This is a genomic window from Pseudomonas sp. 1L-C-7-B-C1, assembly GCF_057291635.1.
This window is the reverse complement of sequence record NZ_JBXAWH010000015.1, coordinates 111,895-127,198: the sequence shown is the minus strand read 5'-3', so window position 1 is coordinate 127,198 and position 15,304 is coordinate 111,895. Positions and strand designations below refer to the sequence as shown.

General features: G+C 63.7%; 13 protein-coding genes. 10 read left to right on the top strand and 3 right to left on the bottom strand.

Annotated elements, in window-relative coordinates:
* The first annotated feature begins 12 nt into the window (after positions 1-12).
* From AC0Z8Z_RS22140 to AC0Z8Z_RS22100, 9 genes are all read left to right on the top strand, one after another.
* Positions 13-969 (top strand): ABC transporter permease, encoded by a 957-nt coding sequence (locus AC0Z8Z_RS22140; RefSeq protein WP_122535507.1) that lies wholly within the window; start codon positions 13-15, stop codon positions 967-969.
* Positions 966-1,841, top strand: a complete 876-nt coding sequence (locus AC0Z8Z_RS22135; RefSeq protein WP_108123039.1) for an ABC transporter permease — start codon at positions 966-968, stop codon at positions 1,839-1,841. Before AC0Z8Z_RS22140 ends, AC0Z8Z_RS22135 begins: the two co-directional genes overlap by 4 nt.
* Before the next feature lies 1 nt (position 1,842).
* Positions 1,843-3,684: an ABC transporter ATP-binding protein gene (locus AC0Z8Z_RS22130; protein ID WP_485620511.1), complete on the top strand. Its 1,842-nt coding sequence runs from the start codon at positions 1,843-1,845 to the stop codon at positions 3,682-3,684.
* Positions 3,681-3,989 carry a (2Fe-2S)-binding protein gene (locus AC0Z8Z_RS22125; protein WP_485620510.1) on the top strand — a complete coding sequence of 103 codons (309 nt, stop codon included), beginning with the start codon at positions 3,681-3,683 and terminating at the stop codon, positions 3,987-3,989. Before AC0Z8Z_RS22130 ends, AC0Z8Z_RS22125 begins: the two co-directional genes overlap by 4 nt.
* Entirely contained in the window at positions 3,971-5,362 is a 1,392-nt protein-coding gene (locus tag AC0Z8Z_RS22120; protein ID WP_485620509.1) for an FAD/NAD(P)-dependent oxidoreductase, read from the top strand. The genes AC0Z8Z_RS22125 and AC0Z8Z_RS22120 overlap by 19 nt, the downstream gene beginning before the upstream one ends.
* Positions 5,359-6,513, top strand: coding sequence for an NAD(P)/FAD-dependent oxidoreductase (locus AC0Z8Z_RS22115; RefSeq protein WP_485620508.1), 1,155 nt, complete (start codon positions 5,359-5,361; stop codon positions 6,511-6,513). Before AC0Z8Z_RS22120 ends, AC0Z8Z_RS22115 begins: the two co-directional genes overlap by 4 nt.
* Positions 6,510-7,667, top strand: coding sequence for an acetylornithine deacetylase (argE, locus tag AC0Z8Z_RS22110; RefSeq protein ID WP_485620507.1), 1,158 nt, complete (start codon positions 6,510-6,512; stop codon positions 7,665-7,667). The genes AC0Z8Z_RS22115 and argE overlap by 4 nt, the downstream gene beginning before the upstream one ends.
* A 117-nt stretch (positions 7,668-7,784) precedes the next feature.
* A complete protein-coding gene (locus tag AC0Z8Z_RS22105; protein ID WP_485620506.1) occupies positions 7,785-9,245 on the top strand; it encodes an NAD-dependent succinate-semialdehyde dehydrogenase in 1,461 nt (486 codons plus the stop codon).
* Positions 9,246-9,265: 20 nt separating this feature from the next.
* Positions 9,266-10,348 (top strand): tartrate dehydrogenase, encoded by a 1,083-nt coding sequence (locus AC0Z8Z_RS22100; protein WP_485620505.1) that lies wholly within the window; start codon positions 9,266-9,268, stop codon positions 10,346-10,348.
* Positions 10,349-10,787: 439 nt separating this feature from the next.
* Here the strand turns inward: AC0Z8Z_RS22100 and AC0Z8Z_RS22095 are convergent, their stop codons facing one another.
* From AC0Z8Z_RS22095 to AC0Z8Z_RS22085, 3 genes are all read right to left on the bottom strand, one after another.
* Positions 10,788-11,021: a DUF7683 domain-containing protein gene (locus AC0Z8Z_RS22095; protein ID WP_074887955.1), complete on the bottom strand. Its 234-nt coding sequence runs from the start codon at positions 11,019-11,021 to the stop codon at positions 10,788-10,790.
* Positions 11,018-12,151, bottom strand: coding sequence for a colicin E3/pyocin S6 family cytotoxin (locus AC0Z8Z_RS22090; protein ID WP_485620504.1), 1,134 nt, complete (start codon positions 12,149-12,151; stop codon positions 11,018-11,020). The genes AC0Z8Z_RS22095 and AC0Z8Z_RS22090 overlap by 4 nt, the downstream gene beginning before the upstream one ends.
* 700 nt (positions 12,152-12,851) lie before the next feature.
* The gene (locus AC0Z8Z_RS22085; RefSeq protein ID WP_485620503.1) at positions 12,852-13,778 is read right to left on the bottom strand and encodes a 2-hydroxyacid dehydrogenase; all 927 of its coding nucleotides are present in this window, start codon (positions 13,776-13,778) and stop codon (positions 12,852-12,854) included.
* A 215-nt stretch (positions 13,779-13,993) separates the two neighbouring features.
* Here AC0Z8Z_RS22085 and gabT point away from each other — a divergent pair, with 215 nt between their 5' ends.
* A complete protein-coding gene (gene gabT, locus AC0Z8Z_RS22080) occupies positions 13,994-15,298 on the top strand; it encodes a 4-aminobutyrate--2-oxoglutarate transaminase (protein ID WP_122624296.1) in 1,305 nt (434 codons plus the stop codon).
* The last annotated feature ends 6 nt before the right edge of the window (positions 15,299-15,304 follow it).

Sequence of the window (15,304 nt, the reverse complement as noted above, 5' to 3'; positions counted from 1 at the left end):
GGAGGCAGTGCGATGAATAGCCATACGCTGTGGTTGATCTGCCGGCGCCTCGGTGCCGGGGTCGTGACCCTGTTGATCGTGTCCATGGTCGTGTTCGCGATCACGGCCGTGCTGCCGGGCGACGCGGCGCAGCAATCCCTCGGGCAGTTCGCCACCCCGGAACAGGTGGCGGCACTGCGCCTGAAACTGGGGCTCGATCAACCCGGCGTGTTGCGCTATCTGCACTGGTTGATGAGCCTGCTCACCGGCGACATGGGCCAGTCGGTGTCCAACGCCATGCCGGTGGGTGAATTGATGGCCGGCCGGGTGCCGAACACGCTGATGCTGGCGGGCGCCACGGCGCTGGTGTCGGTGCCGCTGGCGCTGATCCTCGGCATCGGTTCGGCCATGGGCCGGGGCGGGCGCATCGACAGCTGCCTGAGTTTCATCACTCTGGCGATGGTCGCGGTGCCGGAGTTTCTGGTGGCGACCCTGGCGGTGCTGATTTTCGCGGTCAACCTCGGTTGGCTGTCGGCACTGTCCTATGCCACTGACATCACCTCGCCGCTGCAGTTTTTGCGCACCTACGCGCTGCCGGTGATGACCTTGTGCTGCGTGATCGTGGCGCAGATGGCGCGGATGACCCGTGCTGCCGTCATCGACCAGCTCGACAGCCCGTACGTGGAAATGGCCCGCCTCAAAGGCGTCAGCCCGATCCGCATCGTGCTGCGCCACGCCTTGCCCAACGCGATCGGGCCGATTGCCAACGCCATTGCCCTGAGCCTGTCGTACCTGCTGGGCGGGGTGGTGATCGTTGAAACCATCTTCAACTACCCCGGCATCGCCAGCCTGATGGTGGATGCCGTGACCAACCGCGACATGGCCCTGGTGCAAGCCTGCACCATGCTGTTCTGCGCGGCCTACCTGGCGTTGGTGTTGCTTGCCGACCTCTGCGCCATCCTCTCCAACCCGAGGCTGAGAAACCAATGAACCCGCTCATTGCGAAATCCAGGCCTGCGTCTTCAGCCCTGGCACTGGCCAAGGTCTCCGGCAACCCGTCCTGGCTGGGATTGGTCGGCGCTGCCGTCTGTGTGATCTGGCTGCTGGTGGCGCTGTTCGGCCCGTGGCTGGCGCCGCACCCGGTCGGCGAAGTGATCTCCGACAACATCTTCGAAGGCTTCAGCCTAGCGCATCCCTTCGGCACCGATTACCTGGGCCGCGACATGCTCAGCCGGGTGCTGGTGGGGGCGCGCTTCACCGTCGGTCTGTCGCTGGTGGCGGCGCTGTTGGCCAGCTTCTTCGGCACCGGCTGCGCGCTGCTGTCGGTGGTTTCGCCGAAATGGCTGGACGAAATCATCAGCCGGATCATGGACGCGTTCATTTCGATCCCCAGCAAGATGCTCGCGCTGATCATGGTCTCGGCCTTCGGCTCGTCGGTCACGCTGCTGATCTGCACGGCGGTCATCAGCTATATCCCCGGTTCGTTCCGGGTGGCCCGCAGCATGGCGGTGAATATCGAAGCGCTGGAATACGTGCAAGTGGCGCGTACCCGGGGCGAAGGCAAGCTGTACGTGGCGTGCCGGGAAATCCTGCCGAACATGCTCAACCCGGTGCTCACCGACCTGGGCCTGCGTTTCGGCTACATCGTGCTGTTGCTCAGCGGCATGAGCTTTCTGGGCCTCGGCGTACAGCCGCCCGACGCCGACCTTGGCTCGCTGGTGCGGGAAAACATCGGCGGCCTCAATCAGGGCGCGATGGCGATCATCATTCCGGCGCTGGCCATCGGCACGCTGACCATCGGCGTCAATCTGCTGATCGACTACCTGTCATCGCGACGCGGTCGACGCTCGGGAGGCCATTGATATGACCCAGTTGATTCGCGTCGAAGACTTGCGCGTGGTGGCCGGCGATCCGGGCAGCGAAGTGGAGATCGTCAAGGGCGTGAGTTTTGCCCTGGAGAAGGGCGAAGTATTGGCGCTGATTGGCGAGTCCGGCTCCGGCAAAACCACGATTGCTCTGGCCTTGCTCGGTTATGCGCGACGGGGCTGCCGGTTGTCCGGTGGCGTGGTGCAGGTCGGCGAACACGACATGCTCGCCCTGAACGAAAAACAGCTGCAGGGCCTGCGCGGCAACCGTGTTTCGTACATTGCCCAGAGCGCGGCGGCCGCCTTTAATCCGGCGAAAAAACTCCTCGACCAAGTGGTCGAAGGTCCGTTGATTCATGGCCTCGGCACCCGCCCAGAGCTGGAAGCCAAGGCCATTGGCCTGTTCCGTGACCTGGCCCTGCCAAACCCGGAACGCATTGGCCGTCGCTACCCGCACCAGGTCTCCGGCGGTCAGCTGCAACGGGTGATGGCGGCCATGGCGCTGATCAGCGACCCGCTGTTGGTGGTGCTCGATGAGCCGACCACCGCGCTGGACGTCACCACCCAGATCGACGTGCTGCGCGCTTTCAAACGTGTGGTACGCGAGCGAGGCGCCACGGCGGTTTACGTGTCCCACGACTTGGCCGTGGTCGCGCAGATGGCCGACCAGATCGTCGTGCTCAACGGCGGGCAGATCCTTGAACAAAGCGCCACCGCGCCGCTGCTCAAGGCACCGACCCACGAGTACACCCGCAGCCTGCTGGCGGCCGCGCGGCCTGACACGGGCATTCGTCCGCCCTGTGGCGTGGCTGAAGAAAGCCCGCTGCTGACCATCACCGGCCTGACCGCCGGCTACGGCAACAAAAACCTGCACGGCATGCCGGCGATCCGCGTTCTGGAAGACATCGACCTGACCGTACGACGTGGCCAGGCCATCGGCGTGATCGGTGAATCGGGCTCGGGCAAATCCACCCTGGCACGGGTCGTAGCGGGGCTGCTGACCCCGGCCCTCGGCGGCCTGACCTTCGACGGCCAGCCGTTGGGCGGCAGCTTGTCGGAGCGTACGCCGGAGCAGTTTCGCCGGATTCAGATGGTTTTCCAGAACGCCGACACCGCGCTCAACCCGATGCACAGCGTGGCGACCATCCTCAGCCGTCCGCTGAAAATGTATTTCGGCCTCAAGGGCGCGGCGTTGCAGGCGCGCATCGGCGAGCTGCTCGACCTGGTGCGCCTGCCGCGGGACATGGCCGACCGCCGTCCCAATGAACTGTCGGGCGGGCAGAAGCAGCGGGTCAATCTGGCCCGTGCGTTGGCGGCCAAGCCCGATCTGATTCTCTGCGATGAAGTCACCTCGGCCCTCGACACCGTGGTCGGCGCGGCGATCCTCGAACTGCTCCGCGACCTGCGCCAGCAACTGGGCGTGTCCTACCTGTTCATCAGCCACGACATCTCCACCGTGCGTGCGCTGTGCGACGACATCGTGGTGATGTACAGCGGCCACAAAGTCCACGCCGGCCGCCGCGAATCCTTTGCCGAAGCGCCATACCACCCGTACACCGACCTGCTCATCCATTCGGTGCCGGAGCTCCGTCAGGGCTGGCTGGAAACCTGCGGCGCGACCCATGGCGAGCTGCCGACGATCGGCGAACGGGCCAACCTGCCGGAGCTGTGCACCTTCCTCAATCGCTGCCCGGTGCGCATCGACGGCCTGTGCAACCGCACCGCGCCGAAGCGCCGCACGCTGGACAACGGCAGCGAAATTCTCTGCCACCGCGACGGCGCCGATCTGCTGGCGACCCAGCGCGGCGTTACCACCACAAGCTTTGGAGCGTATGCATGAAAGGGCGTTTTGTGAGGCTGGCCGAACAGGGCCGGCCGACGGTCAACCTGACTGTTGATGGCGCGCCGGTCGAAGCATTACAGGGCGACACGCTGATGGTGGCGTTGCTGACCCAGGGCGGTTCGCTGCGCCAGTCGGAATTCGACAGCGGCCGCCGCGCCGGTTTCTGCCTGATGGGCGCCTGCCAGGATTGCTGGGTCTGGACCCGTGGCGGCGAACGCCTGCGTGCCTGCTCCAACGAAGTCCGCGACGGGCTGGACATCGTCACCACACAACCGGAGGCGAAATGGCCACTGCACAGTTGAGCACCCAACGCGTCGTCATTGTGGGCGCGGGACCGGCCGGCGTGCGTTGCGCCGAAACCTTGCTGGCGGCCGGCATCAAACCGATTCTGGTGGACGAGAACCGCCGCGACGGCGGGCAGATCTACCGCCGCCAGCCGGACGGATTCACCCGCGATTACTCCACCTTGTATGGCAGCGAAGCCGACAAGGCCAAGGACCTGCACCAGACCTTCGACCGCATCCGTGGCGCCATCGATTACCGCCCGGACACGCTGGTGTGGAACCTCACGCCGGGGCAGTTGTGCTGCGCGAATCAGGGCCGCCACACCACCCTGGACTACGACGCGCTGATTCTCTGCACCGGCGCTACCGACCGCCTGATGCCCATTGAAGGCTGGCAACTGGCGGGCACCTACAGCCTGGGCGGGGCGCAGATCGCGTTGAAAAACCAGGCCGTTTCCATCGGCCATCGCGTGGTGTTCATGGGCAGCGGGCCCTTGCTGTACCTGGTCGCCAGCCAGTACGTCAAAGCCGGCGCGGATGTGGCCGCGGTTCTTGATACCTCGCCCTTCAGCCTGCGTCTTAAAGCCCTGCCAAAACTGCTGGCACGACCGGGGCTGTTGTGGACCGGCATGAAATTTCTGGCGCAGCTGTATCAGGCTAAAGTGCCCGTGCATCTCGGCGTCAAACCGTTAGAGGTGTTGGGCGATGCCGCCAATGGCGTGGCAGGCGTGCGTTTCACCACCGGCAGCGGCAAGGCCGTGACCGTGCAGGCGGATGCCGTCGCATTGGGTTATCACCTGCGCCCGGAAACCCAGCTGGGTGATCTGGCAGGTTGCGCCATGGCCTTCGATGAAGCCTCCAGGCAATGGTGGCTGGCGACGGACGAGGCCGGTCGCACCTCGGTGAACGGCGTCTACGCCGCGGGCGACGGGGCGAAGATTCGCGGGGCCGATGCCGCCGAGCACGCCGGACGCCGAGTGGCCCTGGCGCTGCTCGAAGACCTCAAGCAGCCGTTCAATGCCGGACTGCGTGATGAACAGCAACAGGCGCTCACGGTGATGGACCAGTTTCGTCTGGGCCTGGCCGAAGCGTTTCCTTGGCCCGCCGAGCAGGCGAAGGCCTTGCCCGACAGCGCCATCGTGTGCCGCTGCGAGATGATCACGGCCGGCGAATTACGCCGCACGGTCAACGAGAAGAACGCGTGTGAAGTCAACCGTGCCAAGGCTTTCAGCCGGGTCGGCATGGGTCGCTGCCAGGGGCGTTATTGCTCCCAGGCGGGGGCTGAAGTGATCGCCGCAGAGGCCGGCGTGCAGGTGCAGGAAGTCGGTCGCCAGCGTGGGCAGGCGCCGGTCAAACCCTTGTCGATGCTCATTGAGGAGGTGTCGCCATGAGCGTGCAAAAAGCAGATGTGGTGATCGTCGGTGGCGGCGTGATGGGCTCAGCGACGGCGTTCTTTCTGCGTCAGCGCGGGCAGTCGGTGATCCTGCTGGAGCGCGACCAGATCGGCCAGTACGCCAGCGGCGTCAACTTCGGCAACGTGCGCCGGCAAGGGCGTTTTCTCGGGCAACTGGCGCTGGCCAACCGATCGTACGCACTGTGGAAACGCCTGCCGGAACTGATCGACGACGACCTCGAATTCATCCCCAGCGGGCACATGCGCGTGTGTTACCGCGAAGACGAAATCGCCGAGCTGGAGGCGTATGCCGCCGCCCCGGAAGCCGAGGAACTTGACCTGAAAATCTACCGTGGCGCCGAGCTGCATCAGCGCTTTGGCTTTCTCGGCACGGACGTCAAAGGCGGCTCGTACGCCCCCCACGACGGCCACGCCAACCCGCGCCTCGCCGCCCCGGCCTTTGCCCGCGCCGCCCGGCGCCTGGGCGCGCAGATCGAAGAGCGTACTGAAGTGGCCGAGGTCCAGAAGGTCGGCGGTGATTTTCACGTCACCACAACGGACGGTCGTCAGTTTCACGCCGCGCAGCTGTTGATCACCGCCGGCGCCTGGGGCCAGAAACTCTCGGCGCAGTTTGGCGAGCCGGTGCCGCTGGACACCCACGGCCCGCAGATGGCGGTCACGGAACCGGTGCCCTACGCCTTGCCGACAGTGATCGGTGTGTACACCAAGATCGCCGAAGAGGTGATTTATTTCCGCCAGATTCCCCGGGGCAACATCGTCATTGGCGGCGGCTTTCGCAGCAAACCGGACATGCTCAACCGCCGCGCCGCTGTCGAGCCGCGCAGCATCCTCAATCAGGCCGAGCAGATGCGCCGACTGCTGCCGGGCGTGGGGAATCTGAACATCATCCGCGTGTGGAGCGGCATCGAAGGCTACCTGCCAGATTCGCTGCCGATCATGGGCCCCAGCGGCACCGTCGACGACCTGTTCTATGCCTTCGGCTTCTGCGGCCACGGCTTTCAGCTCGGCCCTGGCGTCGGTGATGTGATGGCCGAACTGCTCGACACCGGTCGCACCACGACCCCGATCGAGGCATTCTCCATCAGACGTTTTGCCCTTCCTGCCGCGCAACGGAGCCACGCCTCATGAAACCCCGCGTTCTCGAGATTCTGAAACGGCTGATGGCCTTCGAAACCGTGTCGTCGGAGTCCAACATGGCCCTGATCGACTACGTTCGCGACCTGCTGCTGAGCAAGGGCATCGAGTCGCTGATCGTCAAAGACGAGAGTGGCAAGAAGGCCAACCTGTTCGCCAGCACCGGGCCGAAAGACCAGCCCGGCGTGTTGCTCTCCGGGCACACCGACGTGGTGCCGGCGGCGGGGCAGGCATGGACCTTTCCGGCCTTCGCCGCCACCGTGCAGGACGGGCGCATCTATGGCCGTGGCAGCTGCGACATGAAGGGCTTCATCGCCCTGGCCATCGACGCCATGCTCGACGCGGCCGAGCACTCACTCAACCGCCCGTTGCAACTGGCCTTGTCCCATGACGAGGAAATCGGTTGCGTCGGCGTGCGGCGCTTGCTCGATGTGCTGCACCTGGCGCCGGTGCGGCCGTTTCTGTGCGTGATCGGCGAGCCGACCAACATGCAATTCGTGCTGGGCCACAAGGGCAAGGGCTCCTACCGGACCTATTGCCGGGGTCAGGAGGCGCATTCCTCCCTGGCGCCGCGCTCGGTGAATGCCATTCACGTGGCCTGCGACTTCATCGCCTCCCTGCGTGAAAGCCAGCAACACCTGCAACAGCACGGCGCCCAGGACACCGACTACGACGTGCCCTACAGCACCGTGCACGTCGGGCACATCAGCGGCGGCAAGGCGCTGAACATCGTGCCGAACCTGTGCACACTGGATTTCGAGGTGCGCAACCTGCCGGCGGACAACCTGGATCAGTTCATCGAGCAGATGCGCGAGCGCGCCGAAGTGATCGTGCGTGAGGCGCAGAAGCTTTCCAGCGTCGCGGCCATCGAGATCGAAACCATCAACGTCTACCCCGGCCTGGATACCCACCCGACGGTCGAAGCGGTGAGCTTCCTCAAGCAATTCGCCGCGCCGGACACCGGCATGACCAAGGTCTCCTTCGGCACCGAAGGCGGTCTGTTCAAGCAGCGGCTGGATGTGCCGGTGGTGGTGTGCGGCCCGGGTTCCATCGAGCAGGCGCACAAGCCGGACGAGTTTATCGAAGTCAGCCAGATGGACGCCGGCGAGCGCTTTTTGCAAGGGCTGCTGGGCTCGCTGAAGGCGTAGCAGAGCCTGCCGTCCTGACGTGAATTTCAGCACGGCACGCTGGCTTGAAGACGCTTTCGGCATCCTCGTCCGAAGCAGATCCCTAGACTGGAATCTGTCTCGGATCAGGACTCGACCATGCTCAAGAATCGCTTGCAAGACCCCGGCCTGCTGGCTGAACGCGCCTACGTGAACGGCCAGTGGATCGCTGCTGACAGCGGCGCCACCCTGGACGTCAGCGACCCCGCCACCGGCGAACTGCTTGCCCAGGTTCCGGCCATGGACGCGCTCGATACCCGCCGGGCCATCGAAGCCGCCGAGCGTGCCTGGCCGGCGTGGCGCGCGCGCCCGGCGGCAGAACGTGCGGCGCTGCTGGAGCGCTGGTTCCAGGCGATGATCGACCACCTCGACGACCTCGCGTTGATCATGACCTGCGAGCAGGGCAAGCCGCTGAACGAGGCCAAGGGCGAAATCCGCTACGGCGCCGGCTTCGTCAAATGGTTCGCCGAAGAAGCGCGCCGGGTCTACGGCGAAACCATGCCGGCCCCCAGTGGCGACCGCCGCCTGCTGACCCTCAAGCAACCCGTGGGCGTCTGCGCCGCGATCACCCCGTGGAATTTCCCCAACGCGATGATCACCCGCAAATGCGCGCCGGCCCTGGCCGCCGGCTGCCCGGTCATCGTCAAACCGTCGGACCTCACGCCGCTGTCGGCCCTTGCGCTGGCAGTGCTGGCCGAGCGCGTCGGTATTCCGGCCGGCGTGTTCAACGTCATCACCGGAATGCCCGCCGGCATCGGTGAAGAACTCACCGGCAACCCGGCGGTGCGCAAGATTTCCTTCACCGGCTCCACCGCCGTCGGCCGCCTGCTGATGCGCCAGAGCGCCGAACACATCAAACGCCTGAGCCTGGAACTGGGTGGCAACGCGCCGTTCGTGGTGTTCGACGACGCCGACCTGGAACAGGCCGTGGCCGGGGTGATGATCAGCAAGTTTCGCAACGCCGGACAAACCTGCGTGTGCGCTAACCGCATTCTGGTGCAGGCGGGCATCTACGACCGTTTCGCCGCGCGGCTAGTGGAGGAGGTGGGCAAGCTCAAGGTCGGCAACGGCCTGGAAGAAGGCGTGACCATTGGCCCGCTGATCAATCCGGCGGCGGTCAGCAAGGTGGCCCGGCACATCGACGATGCCCTGAGCCAGGGCGCCAGACTGCTCTGCGGCGGGATTCCCGCAGGCGACAGTCAGTTCGTGCAACCCACCGTGCTGGCTGACGCCCACGCCGGCATGCTGCTGGCCAATGAGGAAACCTTCGGCCCGGTGGCGCCGTTGATGCGCTTTACTGATGAAGCCGAGGCATTGGCCCTGGCCAACGCCACGCCGTTCGGCCTGGGCGCCTACTATTTCACCCAGGACTTGAAGCGTTCGTGGCGCTTCGGCGAAGCGCTGGAGTTCGGCATGGTCGGCCTCAACACCGGGATCATCTCCATGGAAGTCGCGCCCTTCGGCGGCATCAAACAATCCGGCCTCGGCCGCGAGGGCAGCAAGTACGGCCTGGACGAGTACCTTGAAGTCAAAGCCTTCCACATCGGCGGCTTGAACTGATTCATTGCACGGGGCGCAAAATGAGCAAGGCATTCAGAATCGCCGCGATTGCGGGCGACGGCATTGGCAAGGAAGTCCTGCCGGAAGGGCTTCGGGTACTGGAACAGGCGGCAAAAAAGTGGGAACTCAACCTGAGCATCGACGTGCTCGACTGGGCCCACTGCAACTACTACCTCGAACACGGGAAGATGATGCCCGACGACTGGTTCGAGCAACTCAAAGGCTATGACGCGATCTACTTCGGGGCCGTGGGCTGGCCCGACAAGGTGCCGGACCACATTTCCCTGTGGGGTTCGCTGCTCAAATTTCGCCGTGACTTCGACCAATACGTGAACATCCGCCCCGTGCGACTGTTCCCCGGAGTGCCCTGTCCTTTGGCCGGGCGCGAACCGGGCGACATCGACTTTGTGGTGATCCGGGAAAACACCGAGGGCGAATATTCCTCGGTGGGCGGCAAGATGTTCGAAGGCACCGAACACGAGTTCGTGCTGCAGGAATCGGTGTTCACCCGCCGCGGCGTCGACCGCATCCTCAAATTCGCCTTCGAACTCGCCCAGACCCGCCCGCGCAAACGCCTGACGGCCGCGACCAAATCCAACGGCATCTCCATCAGCATGCCGTACTGGGACGAACGCACGGCACTCATGGCGGCGAACTACCCCGAAGTGACGTGGGACAAGCAGCACATCGACATTCTGTGTGCACGCTTCGTGCTGCAGCCGGACCGGTTTGACGTGGTGGTGGCGTCGAACCTGTTCGGCGACATCCTCTCGGACCTCGGCCCGGCGTGCGCGGGCACCATCGGCATCGCACCGTCGGCCAACCTCGACCCGGAACGGCGGTTTCCGTCATTGTTCGAACCAGTGCACGGCTCCGCGCCGGATATCTACGGACAAAACATCGCCAACCCGATCGCGATGATCTGGTCCGGCGCACTGATGCTCGACTTCCTCGGCAACGGAGACGAACGCTACCGCGCGGCCCATGACGGGATATTGAAGGCGATTGAGGAAGTGATTGCAGAGGGGCCAATCACCCAGGATTTGGGCGGGAAGGGCTCAACCCAAAACGTCGGGGCGGCGATTGCCGGAAAATTGGTTTAACGGAGGGCCGTCAGGCTACGCGTTCCAATAGTGGGACCGGCTTCAGCCGGGAAGAGGCCGGTGTGTGCAATATCAATTTTTCGGTATGGCCGCTGACGCCTTCCCGGCTAAAGCCAGTCCCACAGGGACGCGGAGCGTCCGGGGCTGCATTACCACGCAGAGCGTGGGAACGATCTGCATGTGTCTGGCTCACCGATTACAGGTTTTGATCTCAGTGGGACCGGCTTTAGCCGGGAAGGCGTCGGATGCTACACCGAGAAATTGATAGCGATTGCGCGAGCCTCTTCCCGGCTAAAGCCGGTCCCACTAAATGCAAGCGTTGTGTCAGTAGGACCGGCTTTAGCCGGGAAGACGTCGGATGCCACACCAACGGACCGGGGACAGATTAATTTATGGAGAAGCGCTGTAAATAAATCAGTCCCCTTCAAACGATCGAGCTTTAAGCGACATTGCATGTAAGTTGGAAGATATGAACCTCATCAAAGAATTTTCTTCCAACCAATGCCTCAATGGCTGAAGCCTGATCGCGGTTCAGGTCGTATCCTTCGTCGCCGCGTTGCGGTTCCGACCACTCCATGATTTCGCTCAATTGAGCGTCGCAACCGTCGGGCAGATTGATTTCAAGCTTAAGCTGTTCGCTCTCTCTGTCGAATACCTCAACGATGTATTTCAAGGTTCAACCTCGCGTGTGCTGTCTGCACTTTTGGTTTGAGTGCCTGTTTCTGCGTCGAACTCTCCCAAGTGTTTTCCTCGCTTGTTGTATTTTTCAATTGCCCCGTGCTGGCTGTCCCATTCGAAAATCTCGCCTGCCTGGGTTTTCCAGCGTTTGCGCAGACCTCCACCGCCCTTGACCGATGTCTTCCGGGGCGCAACCTTTGCGTCGGGAAATGCGGCGAGTTCTTTCGGAGGAGGATAGTACCCATGATCCCCATTAAACGGCCGCGCATACACCACATACATCGACCTCAGCCCCGAATCAGCGGGGAAGACTAGGATGCGGTCTTCTGCGGTGATGTCGTCGCCTGGGAGGCCTTCGAGCTGGCTGTCGGTGTCGTCCGGGATCGGGTGGACGAGGATGGTGCCTAAACGGGCATCGCTGTTTTCGGGGTAGACCAGCGGTTCCAGCGTCCCGTATCGACCCCGGCGGCGCGTCATGAGAATAGTGATGCCGTTGAGATGGGCTTCCATCGCGCTTTTGTCGGCATTCCAGCGGGCTTGCACAGTGCGGACCGAGTCGTCGCCGGATGCTTTGGAGTGAATGCCGTAGATCTGCAACTCGCCCTCTGCATCACGGCGCAGCTGAAAGCGCACCCGCGTGGTTGCCTGAGTCAGGTTGCGCAATTCGTCGTCGGTGTAGAGCGTGCCGTCGCCCATCTTCGCCGGGAGCATGCCGACGATGAACAGACTCGCCGGGCCGCCTGCTCCGCGAAGCAGCCAGGTGTGGCTGCGCTGCATGATGCCGCCACCGGCCATACGGCCCAGTCCCATGTCTGCGCCGAGTGCGGCGGCAATGGCGTCGGAGGCGGAAGGCAGCAGCATGGCGCCCGCCATCATGACCGCGCCGAAGTTGGAGGCGGGCTCTACCTCAGTGCCGGCGTCAGTGCTGCACCATTCCCCGGTACAGGATTTGGCGAAGACCTTGTCGGTGCGCTCCTTCGGGGCCGGCCAGCGCTCTGGCATCGAAGTGGGCACCCGCACGGGTTCGGGAGGCGGGTTCCATGCGGCCCACGACGCACCTCCGTTGGGAAGCCCTTTGAAAATCGAGTCGTCCCCAAAGGGATCTTTTTTGTCGTCCTTGAACATGACCTTGTTGATGCCTGCCAATTTGAGGCGGCGCAGGATGCAGGCGGTCCGACGAGTGGTCAACGGTAGGGCAGTTTCGGAATGTTGCCGTGCCGACAGGCCTTTGATGTCAGTGGGACCGGCTTCAGCCGGGAAGGCGTCGGATGCCACACCGCGAAATTAATATCGATTGCGCGGGCCTCTTCCCGGCTAAAGCCGGTCCCACTATGAGTGCGCGTACATCAGTGAGACCGATGACGCAAAGCGTCCGGGGCTTCATTACCACGCGGAGCGTGGGAACGATCAGATCAAAAACTTCCCGGCTGAAGCCGGTCCCACTAAAAGCATGCGCTGTGTCAGTGGGACCGGCGGCGATCCCCGTAAGACCGGTTTTAGCCGGGAAGCCCTTGATCCGATTTTGATCTGCTTTTGATCTTCATACGCAAATAGCGCAGACGACGCCAATCGCGACTTTGGTGCAGGCTGAACGCAGGTTTCGCGGAGTGGGCCGAGCGGCATGGATGCCGCGAGAGCTGCCCCCCGCCATGGATGGCGGATGGCAGCGGGCCCACGGAGCGAGACCGGAGTGAAGGAACCCTGACGAAGGAAGGGCCAAACCGAGAGCAGGCACTTTTGCTTACTTTTGGTGCTTTTCAAAAGTAAGTCGCCGAAGGCGAAACGGTCTGCCCCCAGGCAGACGCCTTTGATCTTGATCTAGATCTCAATACCCCCGATTTCGATCAATCTGCCCCACCATCCGCTCCCCCCGCTCAAACCGCCGAATATTCTCCAGCAACACCCCGAACGCACTGGCCGGCTGCGTCATCGCCGCCACATGCGGCGTCAACACCACCTGCGGATGACCCCAAAACGGATGATCAGCCGCCGCCGGCTCCACCTGCAACACATCCAGAATAGCGCCGCCCAACTGACCACTTTCCAGCGCCTCCAGCAAATCCCCCTCCACCAGATGCCCGCCGCGGCCCATATTCACCAGCCCTGCGCCCCGCGGCAGCAACGCAAACAGATTCCGGTCCAGAATCCCCTCCGTCTGCTCCGTCAACGGCAACACACACAGCAAAATATCGCACTGCCCCAGAAACGCCGCCAACTGCGATTGACCCGCGAAACAAGTCACGCCCTCAATCTCATGAACACTCCGCGCCCAGCCCGACAAGGCAAACCCGAACGGCGCCAGCGTCGCCAGAATCTGCTGCGCCTGCGTGCCCAACCCCATCACCCCCACACGGCGGTTCTCCGCCGGCTGCAACAGATGCGCCTGCCAGCAACGCGCCGCCTGCTGCTCGCGGTACCGCAGCATATCCCGATGCAGACTCAACACCGCCCACGTCGCGTACTCGCACATCCCCCGCGTGATGCCCGGATCCAGCAGCCGCACCACCGGCAGCTCCGCCGGCAACCGCGACAGATCCAACTGATCGACCCCGGCCGACAGCGCGAACAGCACTTTCAGATTGGGCAGCAACTGCGTCAGATCATCCGGCGCCTGCCAGGCGGCCAGATACTCGACCTCCTCGGGATTGCCGACGTCCGGCCAGGCGCGCCATTCGATGTCCGGTGCATGTTCGGCGAAGAGTCTCTGCCAGTGTGGCGCGCGCGCGGGGTCGGCTTTATAGAGCAAGGCCATGGGCGTTTCCTGCTGAAAAGAGGCTGAAGGGAAGGGGTAGGGAGCTAGCCCACATCATCCTCCAAGCCCGGCGCAGGATCTGTTGAAAGGCGGGGCCAAAACAGTTGATCCGAATTTCTCACGGGCCAAGTTCGGCTAAGTGCGTTGCCCGCACGCCGTAACCTGATCAGCATCGCAACCGCCTCCAGGTTGCCGGACTCACGATGGGAAATGCCATGAACAGCAAAGTCGACGAAACCCCTCTTTTGCTCCGTCAGCGCGAGCAATTTGTGCCCCGTGGTCTGGTCACCGCGCACCCGCTGGTGATCGACCGTGCCCAAGGCACCGAATTGTGGGACGTGGATGGCAAGCGCTACCTGGATTTCGTCGGCGGCATCGGCGTGCTCAACATCGGCCACAACCACCCGAAAGTGGTCGCCGCCGTGCAGGCTCAACTGCAAAAAGTCTCCCATGCCTGCTTTCAGGTGGCGGCCTATACGCCTTACCTCGACCTGGCCCAGCGCCTCTGCGAAATGATTGGCGGGCAGGAAGCCTACAAGGCCGCGTTCTTCACCTCCGGCGCTGAAGCAGTGGAGAACGCCGTGAAGATCGCCCGTGCCCACACCAACCGTTCGGCAGTCATCGCCTTTCGGGGCGGCTTCCACGGGCGCACCTTGCTCGGCACCACGCTCACCGGCATGAGCCAACCCTACAAACAGAACTTCGGGCCGTTTGCGCCGGAGGTGTTCCATACGCCGTACCCGAACGCGTATCGCGGTGTCAGCAGTGTTGACGCAATCACTGCGCTGAATGAATTGCTCGCCACTCAGGTGGCACCGGATCGCGTGGCTGCGATTTTGATCGAACCGGTGCAGGGCGACGGCGGTTTCCTCACCGCGCCGCCGGAGTTTCTCCAAGCCCTGCGCGCCTTGGCCGACAAGCACGGCATCGTGCTGATCCTCGACGAAATCCAGACCGGTTTCGGCCGTACCGGCACCTGGTTCGGTTACCAGCACGCCGGCATACAGCCTGATCTGGTCACCGTCGCCAAAAGCCTCGCTGGTGGCCTGCCGTTATCGGGCGTGGTCGGCAAGGCGCACATCATGGATGCGCCGCTGCCCGGCGGCCTCGGCGGCACTTACGGCGGCAACGCCCTGGCGTGCGCGGCGGCCCTGGCGGTGATCGATGCGTTCGAGGAAGAGCAACTGCTGGCGCGCAGCCAACTCCTGGGCGAGCGTCTGCGCCGCGGCCTGATCGGTTTGCAGGCGCGCTACCCGCGCATCGGCGACGTGCGCGGCACCGGTTTCATGCTGGCGATCGAGCTGATCAAGGATGACGCCGCGCGCACCCCGGATGCCGACCTCAATGCACGGGTGATCGACGAAGCCCGGGCGGGTGGTTTGCTGGTTATCAAATGCGGCGTTTATCGCAACGTGCTGCGCTTCCTCGCACCATTGGTGACGACAGAAGCCCAGGTCGATGAAGCCGTGCAGATCCTCGACGCCGCCTTGGCACGGGTCTTGAACTCGAATTTGAAGTAGTGCCTT

Excerpts from the sequence above, each read along its gene's own strand:
- AC0Z8Z_RS22120 (WP_485620509.1), top strand. The coding sequence starts at position 3,971 with ATGGCCACTGCACAGTTGAGCACCCAACGCGTCGTCATTGTGGGCGCG.
- AC0Z8Z_RS22115 (WP_485620508.1), top strand. The coding sequence starts at position 5,359 with ATGAGCGTGCAAAAAGCAGATGTGGTGATCGTCGGTGGCGGCGTGATG.
- AC0Z8Z_RS22090 (WP_485620504.1), bottom strand. The coding sequence starts at position 12,151 with ATGTTCAAGGACGACAAAAAAGATCCCTTTGGGGACGACTCGATTTTC.
- AC0Z8Z_RS22135 (WP_108123039.1), top strand. The coding sequence starts at position 966 with ATGAACCCGCTCATTGCGAAATCCAGGCCTGCGTCTTCAGCCCTGGCA.
- AC0Z8Z_RS22085 (WP_485620503.1), bottom strand. The coding sequence starts at position 13,778 with ATGGCCTTGCTCTATAAAGCCGACCCCGCGCGCGCGCCACACTGGCAG.
- AC0Z8Z_RS22105 (WP_485620506.1), top strand. The coding sequence starts at position 7,785 with ATGCTCAAGAATCGCTTGCAAGACCCCGGCCTGCTGGCTGAACGCGCC.
- AC0Z8Z_RS22100 (WP_485620505.1), top strand. The coding sequence starts at position 9,266 with ATGAGCAAGGCATTCAGAATCGCCGCGATTGCGGGCGACGGCATTGGC.
- gabT (WP_122624296.1), top strand. The coding sequence starts at position 13,994 with ATGAACAGCAAAGTCGACGAAACCCCTCTTTTGCTCCGTCAGCGCGAG.
- AC0Z8Z_RS22125 (WP_485620510.1), top strand. The coding sequence starts at position 3,681 with ATGAAAGGGCGTTTTGTGAGGCTGGCCGAACAGGGCCGGCCGACGGTC.
- argE (WP_485620507.1), top strand. The coding sequence starts at position 6,510 with ATGAAACCCCGCGTTCTCGAGATTCTGAAACGGCTGATGGCCTTCGAA.
- AC0Z8Z_RS22130 (WP_485620511.1), top strand. The coding sequence starts at position 1,843 with ATGACCCAGTTGATTCGCGTCGAAGACTTGCGCGTGGTGGCCGGCGAT.
- AC0Z8Z_RS22140 (WP_122535507.1), top strand. The coding sequence starts at position 13 with ATGAATAGCCATACGCTGTGGTTGATCTGCCGGCGCCTCGGTGCCGGG.